Origin of the sequence: Streptomyces sp. 4F14 (genome assembly GCF_048159485.1) — a bacterium.
Classification (GTDB): domain Bacteria; phylum Actinomycetota; class Actinomycetes; order Streptomycetales; family Streptomycetaceae; genus Streptomyces.
Window position 1 is genome coordinate 315409 of record NZ_JBLRVY010000006.1, and the last position, 15650, is coordinate 331058.

Below are 15650 nucleotides of genomic sequence, written 5' to 3' on the forward strand. Positions count from 1 at the left end.
CGCGGAGTCGGGGCGAGAGGCCGCTCCGGGCGCTGGGCCGGCGCGAGAAACAGCGGCGCGGGCCGGGCTGGCCCAAGAAACGGCTGCACGGGCGCGACACGCTCAACAGCCCGCCGCAAGCCCGGAGTTGATGCTCCGGGTCCTGTCCGCGTTGCTCCGCGAGGACGTCGTGGGGCTGCGTACCCTCGGCGACCTGGAGGAGCACCCCGACGGCCTCTGGATCCGCCGTGCCGGCCTCCTCCTGCCCGTCGAACCCGACGGTTTCCAGAGCGACTTCGCCGCCCGCCTCCCCCTGCTCGTCCGGGACGGCGCCGAACTCACCTCCTACGACACCGTCCTGGCCGCCCTGCGTGACCTCGCCGACCCCGAGGACCGTCCCGGGTTCGACGCCTTCGCGGAGGAGTTCCGGCAGACGGCGCAGACGGTACGGCTGCACGAGGAGACCCGGACCCCGGTCCTGCGCACCCTCGCCGAGCGGTACGGCGACGACCCTGCCGACTGGCCCACGCTCGCCCTCGACACCCTCGCTGCCCGCCTCGACCACCCGGTCTACCCGACGGCACGGGGCCGCGCGGGCCTGTCCCCCGAGCAACTGCGGCTGTACGCCCCCGAGTTCCACCCCCGCTTCACCCTGAGGTGGGTCGCGGTCCCCCGCGAGACGGTCACCCTCAGCGGCACACTGCCCGAGATCTGGCCGGCCCTCGACGCGCTGGGCCTGCCGGAGCTGACGGACACTCATGTCCCGTTCCCTGTCCACCCGTTGACCGTGGACGCCCTCCCACCCGGCGTGGTCCTCTCCGGCACCGCCTACCTGGACGTCGTCCCCACCCTCTCCATGCGTACGGTCGCCGTCCTCGACGACCCCTCCCTCCACCTCAAACTCCCCCTCGCCACCTCGACGCTGGGCCTGCGCAACAAGCGCTCGATCAAGCCGGGCACGCTGGTGGACGGCGCCGCGGGCCAGCGGCTCGTGGAATCGGTGCTGGAGCGTGAACCCCGGTTCCGGGACAGCGTGTCGCACGCCGACGAGACGACGTACGCGCACGCCGGACACGAACTCCTCGCGGTCCTGTGCCGACGCCAGCCGAGCGAGACGGCCGTACCGCTCGCCGCGCTGCTCGCGGAGGCGCCCAGTGGCTGTCCGGTGGTCGACCACCTCGCCGAACGGCACTTCGCGGGGGACCGACTCGCCCTCTTCGACACCCTGTTGACCTTGCTGTTCGACTGGCACACCACCCTCTTCGGGTACGGCGTCGCCCTGGAGTCGCACCAGCAGAACGTCTCCGTGGTCTTCGGACAGGGCCGGGCGAAGCTGCTGTTCAAGGACAACGACGGGCCGCGGATCAACACCGCGCGGCTCTCCGGGGTTCCGGCCTTCGACGACCCCCGCACCTTCACCACGGACGACGGCCCGATCGCCGACGTCTTCACGACCATCACGCTTCATCTCTGCGCCGGCGCCTACGCGTTCGGGCTCGACGACCCCGAGCTGCTGGACCTGGTCCGCGACCGGCTCGCCGAGGCCGTCGAGCGGCTGGGCGGGGACGCGGCGGACGTGCTGCGCAAGCGGGTGCTGGAGGCCCCCCGGCTGCCGGTCAAGGCGATGGTGTCCGCCGGGACGCTGCTCTCCAAGGAGCGGTCCGGGGCGGCCGACGTGAACAAGCACTACACCGACGGCCCCAACTACCTGCTGCGGGACGGCTCATGAGCACCACGGGCACCGACTCCGGGCGCGCTCAGGTGTACGCGGTGGCGGGGTGCTACTTCGTCGCGTCGTTCGCCGCGCTGGGCCTGCCGCCGTATCTCACCGAGATCCTCCCGGAGCTGGGGGACGAGAAGGCCCGCTGGGCCGGGGTGCTGTATGTCGTGCCGACGGTGTTCGGCGCGCTGGGTGCCCCCTTGTGGGGGCGGCTCGCGGACCGGTTCGGGCGTAAACGGCTGCTGCTGCGGGCGCAGTTGGGGCTCACGGTGTCGTTCCTGCTCGCGGGGTGGGCGGACTCGCTGCTCACGTTCACGCTGGCGCTCGTCCTCCAGGGCATCCTGGGCGGGACCTTCGCCGCGTCCAACGGCTACCTGGGCGCCGCACTGGAGGGGCCCGCGCTGTCGCGGGCGCTCACGCTGATGCAGGGCAGCGCGCGGGCGGCGCTGGTGGCGGCGCCGATCGTGGTCGGTTCGCTGTCGGGGTGGCTGTCGCCGCACCGGCAGTACGCGCTGCTGGCCGTGCTGCCGCTGACGGCGGCCGTACTCCTGGCGCTGCTGCCCGAGCCGGAGCGGGGTCAACAGGCCGCGCGTCGGGCCGAGTCGGCCGTCGAGCACACGCCTCTCGTCTCGCTGCGGGTGCTGTACACGCTGGAGTGCGCGTTCGTGTTCTCCACCGTCATCTCCTTCCCCTACCTCATCTCCCTGGTCGACGAGCGGGTGCCCGGGACGTCGTCGGCGCTGTCCGGGGTGCTGTTCGCACTGCCCCATCTCTGTTACCTGGTCGCGGCGTTGCCGGTGCACTCGGCGTTCCGGGAGCGGCCGCTCGGCGGGCTCGCGCTGGGGTTCGTACTGATCGCGCTCGGGCTGGCCGGGCACGGGGTCGCGGGGTCGCTGACCTCGCTGGTCCTCGTGCGGCTCGTGCTCGGCGCGGGGCTCACCCTGGGGCTCGTCTGTCTCTCCGTCCTCGCCGCCGACTGCGCTCACGGCCGGGCGCCCGGCGGGATGTTCGGGTCGCTGGAGTTCTTCTCCAAGGCCGGCGCGGTCGCCGCCGGTGTCGCCGCCGCCGTGGGCAGCGCCCGCTTCGGCCCGGCGGCCCCCGTCCTCACCGGGGGCGCCGCCGCGGCCGCCGCCGCCCTCGCGACCCTCTTCCTCGCACCCCGTACCCGCTGGAGCCGTTGATGCACTCCCTCACAGCCTCCACCCCCGTCGAACTCCCCACCGCCGACCGGGCCGTGGCCCACACCCTCCTCAACTGCCTGCTGCGCGAGGTGTCCGGGCCCGAGCACCAGAACGTCGTCGACGACGGGCACCTGCTGCTGCGCCTGCCCCGCCGGGGCGTTCTCCTGCGGGTCGCCCTGCGGCGGACCTCCCTCCTCGGCGCCCACCGGTTCACCGGGCCCGTCACCGAGCGGCGCGGGGACGGCTGGGCGGAGATCGGCTGGCGCCGGCTCGCCGAACTCACCCAGGACGAGCTGTCCCTCAGGACCGGCGTGCGCAACGAGGAGTTCCTCGCGCAGGTCGTGTCCGGTCACGACGCGATCGAGGCGGCGCTGACCGGCGTACCCGGCAAGGCCGCCGACGATCCCTACCTCGCCTCCGAGCAGTCGTTGCTCTTCGGGCACCGGTTCCATCCGACGCCCAAGGCCCGTACGGGGGATCCTCGCGACTGGGCCGCGTTCGCGCCGGAGGCCGGTGCCGCGTTCCCGCTCCGACACCTCGCCGTGCGGCCGGAGTTGATCGCCGAGGAGAGCGCGGAGGCGTGGGCGCCCGAGGCGCTGGACGGGCTGCGGGAGGTGCCCGAGGGGTACCGGCTGCTGCCGGTGCACCCGTGGCAGTACGCGTTCCTGCGCGAACACCCCTTGCTGCTGGCCGCGTCGGAGCGTGGTGACGTGCTCGATCTCGGTACCGGTGGCCGGGAGTTCGCCGCGACGGCGTCCGTGCGGACCCTGTACGACGGGGAGACGTTCCTCAAGTTCAGCCTGAACGTGCGGATCACCAACTGCCTGCGCAAGAACAGCAGTTACGAGCTGACCGGCGCGGTGGCCCTGACCCGGCTGCTGGCGCCCGCGCTCGCCGACCTCGCGGACCGGTTCCCGGGGGCGGCCGTGCTGCGTGAACCCGCCTACCGTTCCCTCGCGTTGCCCGGCCCCGACGGCATGCCCGACCGGGAGCTGCTGGAGGGGTTCGGGGTGATCGTCCGCGAAGGGCTGCCCCGGCGGCTGGCCCCCGGGACCACCGCGCTCCTCGCCGCGGCCGTCGCCGACGAGTTCCCGACGGGCGGCGCGCAGATCTCGCGGCTCCTGCCGGACGGCTCCCCCGAGACGGCCCTCGCCTGGTGGTCGGCGTACCTGGACCTGCTGCTCCCGCCCGTCCTCGCCGCCTACTTCGACCACGGGCTCGTCCTGGAACCCCACCTCCAGAACGTCCTCGTCTGCGTCGGCCCCACCGGGCTGCCCGCGCAGGTCCTCTTCCGTGACCTGGAGGGCACGAAGCTGCTCCCCGAGTACCACTCCGACGTCCTCGCCGAGCTTCCCCCGGACGTCGCGGACCCCATGACGTACGACGCGCTGCGCGGCTGGGACCGGGTCGTGTACTGCCTGTTCGTCAACCACGTCGCCGAACTCCTCGCCGCGCTCGCCGACCTGCACCCGTCCCTGGAGGGCGAGTTGTGGGCGCGGGTGCGCGCCTCCGTCGAGCGGTACGCCGCACACCACGGCCGCCCGCCGAGGCTCGCCGCGCTCCTCGCCGGAGTGCCGCTGCCCGCGAAGGCGAACCTCCTCACCCGCTGGGAGCGCAAGGCGGACCGGGAGGCGGGGTACGTACGGCTGGCCTCGCCGCTGGCGGAGTCCCTTCTCGCGGGGAGCGTGGGCCGGTGAACCGGGTGCACGAGTACGCGCTGTCCCTGCCTGCCGCTGAACTCCCGTCGTACGTGTACGACTTGGCGGCGTTGCGCGAGCATGCCGCCGCCGTCCGGGGGGCGTTGCCGCCCCGGGTCGAGGTGTACTACGCCGCCAAGGCCAATCCCGAGGCGGAGATCCTGGCCGCGCTGGGGCCGTACGTCGACGGGTACGAGGTGTCGTCCGGGGGTGAACTCGCCCATGTGGCGCGGGCGGTGCCCGGTCGGCCGCTGGCGTTCGGGGGGCCGGGGAAGACGCCGGACGAGGTGCGGGGCGCGCTGGACGCCGGGGTCGAGCGGTTCCACGTCGAGAGCGAGTACGAGCTGTCGATGCTGGCCTCGCTCGCGGGCGGGCGCCGGGTGTCGGTGCTGCCCCGGGTCAACCTCGCTGTGCCCGACGGGTCGTTGACGGGCAGTCAGCTCGCGATGGGCGGGCGGCCGACGCCGTTCGGCATGGATCCGGCGCGGGCTGCGGCCGTCGCACGGGGGCTCGCCTCCGGGGCGTACGGGAATCTCGAACTCGTGGGGATCCACGCGCACTTGGCGAGCGGGCTGGACGCTTTCGCGCAGGTCGCCGTCGCCGGGGCCGTCGTGGAGTGGGCCGCCGGGATCGGGGTGCCTCTGGCGGAGGTCAACGTCGGGGGCGGGATGGCCGTCGACTACGGGGATCCCGAGCGGCGGTTCGACTGGGTCGCGTACGGCAAGGGGCTGGGGGAAATCGCCGACGCCCACCCGGAGTTGACGCTGCGGATCGAGCCGGGGCGGGCGCTCACCGCGTACTGCGGGTGGTACGTCACCGAGGTGCTGGACGTGAAGCGCAGTCACGGCGAGGACTTCGCGGTCGTCCGTGGGGGGACGCATCATCTGCGGACGCCCGCCACCAAGGGGCACGACCAGCCGTGCGCGGTGCTGCCGGTCGAGGAGTGGGCGCATCCGTGGCCCCGTGCCGCAGCCTCCGGTGAACTGGTCACGCTGGCCGGGCAGTTGTGCACGCCGAAGGATCTGCTGGCCCGGGGTGTACCGGCGGCGGGGCTGCGGGCCGGGGACCGGGTGGCGTTCTCGATGGCCGGGGCGTACGCGTGGAACATCTCCCACCACGAGTTCCTGATGCATCCGCGGCCGGGGTTCCGGTTCCTGAACTGAGGCCCTGGGCTGAGGCCCTGCGCTGCCTCTCCGCGCCGAGCATGGCGCAGGGCCGCCCGGAAGTCTCTCCGGGCGGCCCTGCGGCCCTGGCCGTTCAGCCCTCGACGGCCGGAAGCAGCCCCGTGACGGGGGCCGCGAGGTCGGTGAGCTGGTGCAGCTGGCCCAGCTCGTTCGGGATGCCGCCGAGCTTCTTCACCTCGCTGACCTGGCCGGACACACTCGGCATCTTGTCCCGGTGTTCGGCGGGGATGTCGCTGACGGCGAGGTCGTCGAGCAGGGCGATCGGGTTGAGCTTGCCGTCGTCCATGGGAACGGCGTCCGCGGCGTTCGCTGCCGGGGCGGCGAGGCCGGCGACACCGGCGGCGAGAGCGGCGGCGGCGAGCATGCGTCGAGTCGAGATCATGCCCTCAGCAACGCGGCGAGCACCCGTGCGGTAACGGGTCGTGACCGGCGCTCACCCGACAGGCTGAGCGGTTGCCGGGTGCGCCGGGGCGGAGGACGCTCGTAAGGGTGGGGGCCCTACGGGCCGTCCCCGTCTCGGCCCGTGGCCCTCCTCAGGAGGTCATCGCCATGGGCACCACCTTCGACACCGAGACCCTCCGCCGTGGCATCGAGGAGTCGACCAGCCCCGACACGCTGCTGGCCCTCTACGCCGACGACGCCGAGATCCACGTCATCGACCGCAACACCCAGCCCAGCCACCCCCTCGTCCTGCACGGGCGTGGTCAGATCGCCGAGATGCTCGCCGACGTCTACAGCCGGGACATGACCCACAAGCTCGAACACTGCGTCGTCCAGGGCGACGAACTCGCCTACACGGAGTCCTGCCGGTACGCCGACGGCACACGCGTCCTCGCCGAGTCGGCGGTGTCCCTGCGGGACGGCAAGATCGTCCGCCAGACGATGGTGCAGGCGTGGGACGAGGAGAGCGGCTGAGGCTCAGAAGAACCCCTGGTCGTAGATGGCCCGCAGCCACGGTTCGCGGACGGCGGGGTGGCGGGCGAGACGGTGCAGGAACACCCACGGGTCCAGCCGGAGCAGGCTGGTGCCAGGAGGTCTCGGCCACGAGTAGTCCCGCCACACCCCTTCGGGCATTCCCCCGCTCGCGGGCACCGGCAGCGACTCCCACTCGGGAGCGCCGAACGCCAGATGCAGCCACACCTCCGCGTCCAGCGGCACCGCCCCGGCCGTCCGCTCCGGCCGCCATGCCTCGCCGGTCTGCGGATGGACCGGGACGACGACGATGTCGGCGCCGGAGTCGACGCCGGGCCCGGCGAGGCCGACGGTGCGCGTCGGCCGTCCGGCCGGGAGGAACCGGTCGAGGGCGGTGCCGAACAGCTCCGTGAGCAGGCTGTCGCCCGGGAGCCCCACGGGTTCGGCGTCGGCCGCGATCAGCAGGTCGACCAGCGCCACTCCGGCTGCCGCCGCCCACCGAAGGCTCCAGGTGTCGACGAGGCCGGTCCCGGACCACCAGATCCGGTGCGACTCGATCAAGGGGGCCGCGCTCCACCGCGTCGCCAGTTCGTCCCAGCCCGCCACCCCGGGCCGAGGCCCTCGCACCCGGCGTACCGATCTCGGGTCCAGCCATACGCCCTGCCAGAGCGAGCAGTCGTCGACGCGGGTGGCCACCTCCCGTCCGCACGCCTCGCAGGCCAGGTTCGGACCGGTCGCTCCGCTGATCCCGAAGCAGCAGCCCTCGCACTGTTCAGGAATGAGCACCGTCCCCCGGACGTCTCCCGGCGCGACGACGACGGCTCCCGCAGGGCCGTACGACACCACTTCGACCGGCGCGAACACCCCACGCGCCGCCGCCTCCTCGTCCCCGACCTCGGCCCACCGCCGCCAGGGTCCGCCGAAGGGTTCGGGGTCGACCGCGTAGGTGCCGTGCTCCATGAGCACAGGCAGCAACCAGTGCCCCGCACGCTGCCGCGCATGCGCCGGCAACGCCACTTCCTCGACAGGAACCGTGAGTCCGGCCCCACACCCCCCGCACACGAAAACATCCATCACCCCGGATTCTCACCACCCCCACCCCACCGGCCAACTGGTTTACCCTGCCCCGGGTCGTGACCGGCGCGGAGCGCTCCGTCGCAGGTCGCCCACCCGGGCCGGGGAACGGACGTCACGTCCGGCCGCCCAACCAGACCGTGACCGCGGCCGGTCGGCCGCGAGGTGGGGGCGCCTCCGGTCGGCAGCGGAGGCGCCCCCGGCTCACCTAGTTACGCGTCCACTTCTGGTTGGACTGGCCGTTGCAGGTCCACAGGACCAACTGCGTGCCGTTCGCCGTCGCCGCCCCGTTCGCGTCGAGGCAGAGGTTCGCGTTGACGTTGGTGATCGTGCCGTCGGAGTTGACGTTCCACTTCTGGTTGTTCTGGCCGTTGCAGTCCCAGATGACGACCTTGGTGCCGTTGGTGGTGCCGAGGTTGTACGCGTCGAGGCACTTGTTGCCGTAGACGACGAGTTCCTTGCGGGCGGTGTAGGTCCAGGTCTGGTTCTGGCCGGCGTTGCAGTCCCAGAGCTGGGCCTGGGTGCCGTTGCCGATCGTGTTGTCGTCGATGTCGAGGCAGCGGCCGGACTGGGTGCCGGTGATCTCCGTGCCGTTCGTCCCCGGCAGCGGCCGTACCGTGATGTCGGCCAGGGTCGGTGCCCCCGTGAAGCTCAGGGTGTTGGCGGAGCCCTTCGCCAGGGACACCTGGAGGCTGATCGTGCCCTGGGACGCGCCGGTCGGCGGGAAGGAGACCGCCGTGGTGTGCTGGCCGTTGACGCTGAGCGTGGCCGTGCGGGCGGACGAGGTGTTGTTGACGTACGCGACGTCGACGACCTTGACACCGGTCGAGCCCACGGAGACGTTCGCGAAGGACGACGTACCGGTGTAGACGCTGGACGCGGCCTCCGTGCCGCCGGTGACGGTGAGCATGACCGAGCCGCCCGCGGGGACGTTCGCGGTGTGACTGCCGCTGGAGGAGCCGATGTTGGAGCGCGTCCACAGGTCGCGGACCGTGGCGCTCGCGTCGGTGAGGCCGAGGTCGGACCAGCGGACGGTGATGTTCGCGGCGGCGGAGGTGCGGTTGAGGAGGACGACGGCGCGGTTGCCGGTGCCGGCGAGGACCTTGCCGTACGTCTGGAGGCCGGTGGTGTCCTCGGCGACCTTGACGCCCTGGAGGCCGCGCGGGTCCTGGTCGACGGCGATGACCTCGGGGTTCTTGAGGATGGCGGCCGTCTCGGCGGTCATCGTCGCGAGGTTGTTGCCCGCCAGGAGGGGTGCGCCGGAGATCGCCCAGAGGTTCATGTGGGTGCGGTTCTGCGCGGCGGTGAAGCCGTCCATGCCGGTCATCAGCATGTCGGGGTCGTTGTAGTAGCCGGTGTGCTGCGCGGTGGGGTGCAGGTTCCGGTCGAAGTTGGTGAGCAGGTTGGTCATGGACGGCTTGTTGCCGTAGATGATGATGTCGTCGTTGGTGCGCCACATCGCGCCCTGGCCGGGCGCCCAGTTCCAGGGGTTCTTGCGGCCCCAGTTGCACAGCGACAGGGTCATCGGGCGGCCGGTGGCGGCGGTCGCGCGGGCGATGGAGTCGCTGATGGCCCGGTACGTCGTCGCCGGGTCGAGGCCCTCCGCGTCGCCGCCGCACCAGTCGACCTTCACGAAGTCGAAGCCCCACTTCGAGAACTGGAGCATGTCCTGGTCGTAGTGGCCCTCGCTGCCGGAGCCGGGCGCGGCGGGGCGGCCGGTCGGGTAGTAGTACCCGCAGCCGTCCTTCCCGGCGTCGGTGTAGATGCCCGCCTTGAGGCCCTTGCTGTGGATGTAGTCGGCGATGGCGGCCATCCCGCCGGGCCACTCGGACTCGTCGACGGTGATGTTCCCGGCGGCGTCGCGGGTGCCCTGCCACCAGCCCTCGTCGATGTTGACGTACTGGTACCCGGCCGCCGGCAGCCCGGCCGCGACGAACGCGTCGACCTGCTGCTTGATCACGCTGTAGTCGATCTTCGCGGCGAAGCTGTTCCAGGAGGCCCAGCCCATGGGCGCGCTCGGTACAGCGATCTGGCGCGAGGTCGCGGCCTGGGCGGGGGCCGGCTGGACGAAGACGAGGGCGGCTGCGGCGGTCAGGACGAGGGCGGCGAGGGATCTGCACCGGCGCAGAAGTGGGGCGTACATGCGGCTCCGTAAAGGTCGGGGGGAAGCGGCAGCCCGTACGGGATTTCGAACAGAGATCGACGAATCGAACGTGCCGCGCGCCGAAAATAGAACCGGCCGGTAATGAAGTCAACGGCTGGGACAAGAGTGAACTGGCTCTTTCCGAAGGGTCGTTCACCCCCTCACGGGTCCCGCGCCGCCATACTGTCCGTCGTGCGAGTCGCGATCATGACAGCGGGTTCCCGGGGTGACGTGGCCCCCTTCACCGGAGTCGGGCACGCCCTCGCGGGCGCGGGCCACGACGTCACCCTGGTCACCCACGCCCGCTTCGAACCCCTCGTCGCCGGTTCCGGTGTCGCCTTCCACGCGCTGCCGGTCGACCCCCGCGCCGAGCTGGAGTCCACGCGCGGCCGGGGCCTGCACCGCAGCGGCAGCGGCCTCGGCAAACTCACCCGCGTGGTGCGTCTCGCCCGGTCACTGGTCGGCGAGATGGCGTACGACGTCGTCGCGGCGGCCCGCAAGAGCGACGCGCTGCTGCTCTCGGCGTCCCTGTCCCCGCTGGGCCACGTCGTCGCCGAGGCCCTCGACCTCCCCGCACTCGACCTCCCCCTCCAACCCATCGCCGCGACCCGGGAGTTCGCGCCCCCGATGCTCGGCGCGGGCTCCTACGGCCCGCTCCTGAACCTCCTCGCGGGCCATGTCGTCGACCGCTCCGTCGACCACGTCTTCGCCCCCGCACTCCCCGCCGTCCGCGCCGAGTTGGGCGTACGACGCCCCCCGCGCCGCCTGCGCCGGCCCCGCCGCCCGATGCTGCACGGCTTCAGCCCCCTGGTCGTCCCGCGCCCCGCCGACTGGCGCCCCGGCCTGGAGGTCACGGGCTACTGGTGGCCGTACGACACGACAGCACAACTCCCCGCGCGCCTACGGGACTTCCTGGACGCCGGTCCCCCGCCGGTCTTCGTCGGCCTGGGCAGCGCGACGGTCCCCGACCCGGCGGCACTGAGCGCCCAGATCGTCCGCGCGCTGCGGACGGCCGGACTCCGGGGAGTGATCCAGCGCGGTTGGGCGGACCTGGCGGCAGAGGGGGACGACATCCTGACGATCGAGGACGTACCGCACTCGGTGCTGTTCCCCCGGATGGCGGCGGTCGTCCACCACTGCGGCGCGGGCACGACGGCGGCCGGCATCCGCGCCGGGGTCCCCTCGGTGCCGGTGCCGATCCAGTTCGACGAGGGCTTCTGGGCACGGCGACTGGTCACGCTGGGGGTGGCACCGGAGGCGATCCCACTGCGCGGGCTGACGACGGAACGGCTCGCGGGGGCGCTGCGGCGGGCGACGGGGGAGGCGCAATTCGGGAAGCGGGCGAGGGAGTTGGGGGAGCGGGTTCGGAGGGAGGACGGGGTGAGGAGGGTGGTGGAGGCAGTGGGACAGCTAGGGTGAAGCACCGAAGGCGAGCGGTTGCGGGCGACGGGCGCGCACCCCACGGCCGGTCACCCGACAACTCACGGCCACCCCCACGGCCCAAGGGGCGCGGGGAACTGCGCGACCAGCCACAACGAGCCCGCACCCAGCCACCCCCGTTCACCCCCCTCCCTCTCCCTCCCACCCCTCGATCGGCCACTCCCCCACCGGCCGCAAGATCCCCAGCAACTGCCTCACCAGCTCGTCCACCACCTCGTCCAACCCCGCCTCCACCCACCCCGCACTCCAGTCGTGCAGCAGCCCGTTCACGCTCCCGATGAACGCCGTCGCCGCGAGGCGGTAGTCCCGCTCGACCGCCTCCCCGCGCAGCGCGGCCGCCGACGCCTCCGCGACGATGAGGTCGATCCAGCGGGCCCGGCGGGCGAGCCGCTGGGACTCCAGCCGAGGACTGACCCCCACGATCTCCACGAACGTGATGCGGATCCGGCGCGGGTCGGTCGTGACGTTGCGCGCGTACGCCCGGAAGATCGCGGTCACGCGTTCCACCAGCGGAAGGTCGTCCACCGCGGCGAACGTATCGAGCACCGCCTCCTCGGCCCAGTCGTTCACCTGGAGGTGCAGTGCCGCGAGGACGTCCTCCAGCGACCGGAACTCCTCGTAGAACTGGCGGGTGGAGAGCCCCGCGGCCTCGCTGAGCGCGGCGACCGTCGTGCCCCGGTAGCCGGGCGAACCCCCGAACAGCTCAAGGGCAGCGGCGAGGAACCGCCGGCGCCGCTCGGCCTGCCGTTCTTCCGCGCTCTTCCCGCCGTACCGGCCGGTCGGCCCTTTGAGCCTGCCCGCCAATGACCCTCCTCGTTCGTTCCTGTGGCCAATTTTGTCGTGTCCGGAGTCTTGTGGCGAAGGCCACCCCCTCCTTACTTTCCAGTAAGTCAGATCTGGAATCGCACGTCTTCAGATCTGACCGAGCCGCGTTCATCCATGTCACCGCCCTCGGATGGAGGGAACACCCCCCATGCCTGCTGCCAGATCCAGGCACCTGTGCACGCTCGCCGCCGCTCTCGCCCTGACTCTCGCCGCCCCTGTCGCCTCCGCGCACGCCGCCCCGGACGCGGCGGCGCTGCGGGAGGTGCTGTTCGTCGGGAACAACTGGGACGGCACCGCCGACGTCATCAAGTCGTCCGGCGACTACGCGAAGATCGGCCGCATCAACGTCATCCCGGACAAGGACCAGCGGATGGCCGAGATCAACGCCAACCCGATCAAGTGGATCTACTTCATGGCGATCCGCAACGGCGTCGGTGAGGGCCACGACCAGTTCGTGGACGACATGTACACCACGCCCGACGGGTCGTCGGTGGTCGTCTCCCGCCCGAGCTTCGCCGACGTCGTGTCCATCAACCTCGCCACCGGGGCCATCAACTGGCGTTTCCCGGTGTCGGGTTACCGCTCCGACCACATGGCGGTCTCCCCCGACGGCACCCGCGTCGCGGTCTCCGCCTCGACCTCGAACACCGTGCACGTGCTGGACATCACCACGGGCCGCCAGCTGGGCAAGTTCGCCACCGGCGACAAGCCGCACGAGAACATCTTCACCAAGGACGGCAAGTACATCTACAACATGGCGATCGGGGACGTGAACACGGCCCTCGACGAGCCCTGGCAGGACTGGACGAAGGGCGACCGGCGCATCACGGTCGTCGACGCGACCACGTACCAGCAGGTCAAGGTTATCGACATGCGTCCGAAGCTGGACGCGCTCGGCCTGACCGACTACTCGGACGCGGTCCGCCCGGCGGTGTTCTCGCCGGACGAGTCGAAGCTCTACTTCCAGGTGTCGTTCTTCAACGGCTTCTTCGAGTACGACCTCGCGACCGACCGCATCACCCGCACGAAGACCCTGCCGAAGAACCCGGCGACCAGCGACGCGCGCAACAGCTTCGTCAACGACTCGCGCCACCACGGCATCTCGATGAGCCCGGACGGCAGCAAGCTGTGTGTCGCGGGCACGATGGACGACTACGCGACCGTCGTGAACCGTACGACGCTCCAGGAAGGCCCGCTGGTCACCGCGTCCAAGCCCTACTGGGCGACGGTCAGCGGCGACGGCAAGGCGTGCATCGTCTCGGAGAGCGGCGCCGACCAGGTCACGGCGATCGACTTCGCGACCGGCCAGAAGCTGACGTCGGTGCCGGTGGGCGACCACCCGCAGCGCGTCCGGCTGGGGCATGTCGCGGCCACCTGGACGAGCCCGTCCTGATCACGGGAACCGTGCCCCCCTTCAGCCAGAAGGGGGGCACGGTCACCTGCTCAGCCGAACTTCTGCGCGACCCAGCCCGCCAGTTCCGTACGGGCCGCCGCCAGCGCCGAACTCGACGGTGAGGAAGCCCCGTTGGTGACCAGCGCGTAGTGCAGGGTCCCCGAGTCGGCGGCGCTCAGCAGCAGTCGCCGGCTCCCGGTGCCGCCCGGCTCGACCGCCGCCCCGATCTTCGTGGACGCCGAGTAAGCGCCAGGCCCGTACACCGTCCCGAGGTCGGACACGACGGTGGTCGTGGCCGTCGGGAACGTCGCCGGAAGGTGCAACTCGGTAGGCGCCGAGCCCCCGTTGGACCGCCACACCAGCACGCTGTACTGCCCCGACCCGACGAGCGAGGCCACGTTCGGCAGCGAACTCGGCACCGGGTTCCAGGTCAGCACGGTCGAGCCGTCCCGGGAGCGGTCCTCGTAGGTGAAGGCGAGGGTCGTACCGGCCGTGGCGCTCGGGTAGATCCGGTCGACGAGCCGCCCGTCCTGCCGCAGCACCGCCGTCCCGGAGTCGTCGAGGCGTACGGCGGAGAGGTCCTCGTCGTTCCAGCCGTCGCCGGTGGTGAGGAGCTTGTCGGGGTTGCCGTTCATGTACTCGTGGTGGCGTCCGTTGTAGATGTCCCACTGCCACTGCGAGCCGGACAGCACGGGACCCGAACTCGCGGGCGTGGACCACCAGTTGGCGCCCTTCACCCGGGAGTCGAGGGCCTGATACATGGCCTTGAGGACGGTCGGGGCCTTGCCTGCGGTGGAGCCGTTGAGGGGGTGGCCGAACTCGCTGACGATGGCCGTCGTCCCGGTGGCCGTGGCGCGGTCGCGGACCGTCCCGAAGTCGGTGACGTACTGGCCGTCGGAGGCGTTGCCCCACATGAGGATGCCGGAGATGGCCTTCTGGTCGTAGAAGTGGGTGTTGAAGACGTAGCGGGAGCCGAGCGTGCCGACGTCGAGGAGGCCGCCCTCCTCCTTGCTGACGTTGCCGTTCCAGAAGAGGTTGGGTTCGATCATCGCGGGCTTGTCCTGCCAGCCCGCCGCGTCCATCCGGGCGCGGAACTTCACGTAGAACGGCCAGAGCAGGTTCTGTTCCCAACTCCGGCTCTTCTGGCCGGAGTCGTAGGTGCCGGCGTAGGGCTCGTTGTAGGGGTTGAAGCCGATGATCCCGGCGAACTGGTCCGACGACAGGTTCTGCTTGAGGTACGTCATGACCCGCTGCGCGTTCGCCAGGAAGCTGTCCTGGAGGCCGTGGTTGTTGTGCCAGAAGTCGTACTGGCCGGCCTTCACGGCGTTGTTCTGGGTGATGTTCTGGCCCCAGACGAAGCAGATGCCGCACGACTCCTGCGGGTAACCCCCCAGGTCCACGGCCCACTTGGGAGCGCCGTCGCCCGTGTACCAGCTGCCGGAGTTGAAGAGGTAGCGGGAGTAGAGGTCCTGGTGGAAGTCGGGGTAGACCCGGATCCCGGCGTCCAGGAAGGCGCCGATCTGGGCGGTCGCCGCCGAGATGTAGGCGGCGTCGAGCTGGCCGCGTACGGGTTCGGCGTAGGCCCAGGAGAGGAGGAAGCGTACGGAGTTTCCGCCGCCGAGGGCGCGCAGCGCGGTGGCGGACTTCTTGGCGTCGGCGACCGAGGCGAAGGGCAGGCCCTTGTTCTCGTCGAGTTTGGTCTCGCCGGAGACGTTGTAGCCGCGCAGCACGACCTCGCGGCCGGTGCCGTCGACGAAGCGGCCGTTCGCGACGGTGAGGGGGGTGCCGTCGAACGACAGGGAGTCGGGGACAGAGGCGGCGGCGCCGGCCGGTGGGACCAGCGTCGCCAGGAATCCGCAGAGGACAACCAGAACAGCGAGCAGACGTGCCCGGATATTCGGCATGTCCACTACAGTCGGGCGATTTCCGGAAAGCGTCAATACTTCTGACTCATGAGTAAGTCTCACCTCTTGCATCCCACCTGCGGCTGACGCGCACCCCCTCGGCAGGTCGCGAAGATCCTTGACCGTTCCATGGCCAACATGAACGGACCGTGTCCCGTCTCTTTGGTACGGAAGTAGCAAAGTTGTCCGGTAAGGATC

12 protein-coding genes are annotated in these 15650 nt (G+C 71.3%); 7 read left to right on the plus strand and 5 right to left on the minus strand.

The genetic code is table 11. The features are described 5' to 3' along the window. Positions 1 to 130: 130 nt before the first annotated feature. Genes ACLZOT_RS12790 through ACLZOT_RS12805 form a run of 4 tightly spaced genes read left to right on the plus strand, consistent with a single transcriptional unit; the run spans position 131 to position 5740 of the window. Entirely contained in the window at positions 131 to 1708 is a 1578-nt protein-coding gene (locus ACLZOT_RS12790) for an IucA/IucC family protein (protein ID WP_416968949.1), read from the plus strand. Next, positions 1705 to 2880 (plus strand): MFS transporter, encoded by a 1176-nt coding sequence (locus tag ACLZOT_RS12795; RefSeq protein WP_416968950.1) that lies wholly within the window; start codon positions 1705 to 1707, stop codon positions 2878 to 2880. The genes ACLZOT_RS12790 and ACLZOT_RS12795 overlap by 4 nt, the downstream gene beginning before the upstream one ends. Beyond that, the gene (locus ACLZOT_RS12800; RefSeq protein WP_416968951.1) at positions 2880 to 4577 is read left to right on the plus strand and encodes an IucA/IucC family protein; all 1698 of its coding nucleotides are present in this window, start codon (positions 2880 to 2882) and stop codon (positions 4575 to 4577) included. The genes ACLZOT_RS12795 and ACLZOT_RS12800 overlap by 1 nt, the downstream gene beginning before the upstream one ends. Positions 4578 to 4582: 5 nt before the next feature. Continuing rightward, positions 4583 to 5740: a type III PLP-dependent enzyme gene (locus ACLZOT_RS12805; protein ID WP_416969067.1), complete on the plus strand. Its 1158-nt coding sequence runs from the start codon at positions 4583 to 4585 to the stop codon at positions 5738 to 5740. Between the two features lie 94 nt (positions 5741 to 5834). On the opposite strand, the gene ACLZOT_RS12810 is transcribed toward ACLZOT_RS12805, so the two are convergent. After that, on the minus strand, positions 5835 to 6143 hold the full coding sequence (locus tag ACLZOT_RS12810; RefSeq protein ID WP_416968952.1) for a hypothetical protein: 309 nt from the start codon (positions 6141 to 6143) through the stop codon (positions 5835 to 5837). Positions 6144 to 6310: 167 nt separating this feature from the next. On the opposite strand from ACLZOT_RS12810, the gene ACLZOT_RS12815 reads away from it, so the two are divergent. After that, a complete protein-coding gene (locus ACLZOT_RS12815) occupies positions 6311 to 6676 on the plus strand; it encodes a nuclear transport factor 2 family protein (RefSeq protein WP_416968953.1) in 366 nt (121 codons plus the stop codon). Positions 6677 to 6679: 3 nt separating this feature from the next. Here ACLZOT_RS12815 and ACLZOT_RS12820 read toward each other — a convergent pair whose 3' ends face one another. Both ACLZOT_RS12820 and ACLZOT_RS12825 read right to left on the minus strand, forming a co-directional pair. Next, entirely contained in the window at positions 6680 to 7633 is a 954-nt protein-coding gene (locus ACLZOT_RS12820) for a hypothetical protein (protein ID WP_416968954.1), read from the minus strand. Between the two features lie 322 nt (positions 7634 to 7955). Then, entirely contained in the window at positions 7956 to 9890 is a 1935-nt protein-coding gene (locus ACLZOT_RS12825; RefSeq protein WP_416968955.1) for a ricin-type beta-trefoil lectin domain protein, read from the minus strand. Between the two features lie 207 nt (positions 9891 to 10097). Between ACLZOT_RS12825 and ACLZOT_RS12830 the strand changes: the two genes are divergently transcribed. Continuing rightward, the gene (locus ACLZOT_RS12830; RefSeq protein ID WP_416969068.1) at positions 10098 to 11309 is read left to right on the plus strand and encodes a glycosyltransferase; all 1212 of its coding nucleotides are present in this window, start codon (positions 10098 to 10100) and stop codon (positions 11307 to 11309) included. Positions 11310 to 11450: 141 nt separating this feature from the next. On the opposite strand, the gene ACLZOT_RS12835 is transcribed toward ACLZOT_RS12830, so the two are convergent. Continuing rightward, positions 11451 to 12134, minus strand: a complete 684-nt coding sequence (locus ACLZOT_RS12835; RefSeq protein WP_416968956.1) for a TetR/AcrR family transcriptional regulator — start codon at positions 12132 to 12134, stop codon at positions 11451 to 11453. Positions 12135 to 12303: 169 nt separating this feature from the next. Here ACLZOT_RS12835 and ACLZOT_RS12840 point away from each other — a divergent pair, with 169 nt between their 5' ends. Further along, the gene (locus ACLZOT_RS12840) at positions 12304 to 13548 is read left to right on the plus strand and encodes a YncE family protein (protein ID WP_416968957.1); all 1245 of its coding nucleotides are present in this window, start codon (positions 12304 to 12306) and stop codon (positions 13546 to 13548) included. 50 nt (positions 13549 to 13598) lie between these two features. Here ACLZOT_RS12840 and ACLZOT_RS12845 read toward each other — a convergent pair whose 3' ends face one another. Next, a complete protein-coding gene (locus ACLZOT_RS12845) occupies positions 13599 to 15452 on the minus strand; it encodes an endoglycosylceramidase (RefSeq protein WP_416968958.1) in 1854 nt (617 codons plus the stop codon). Between the last annotated feature and the right edge of the window lie 198 nt (positions 15453 to 15650).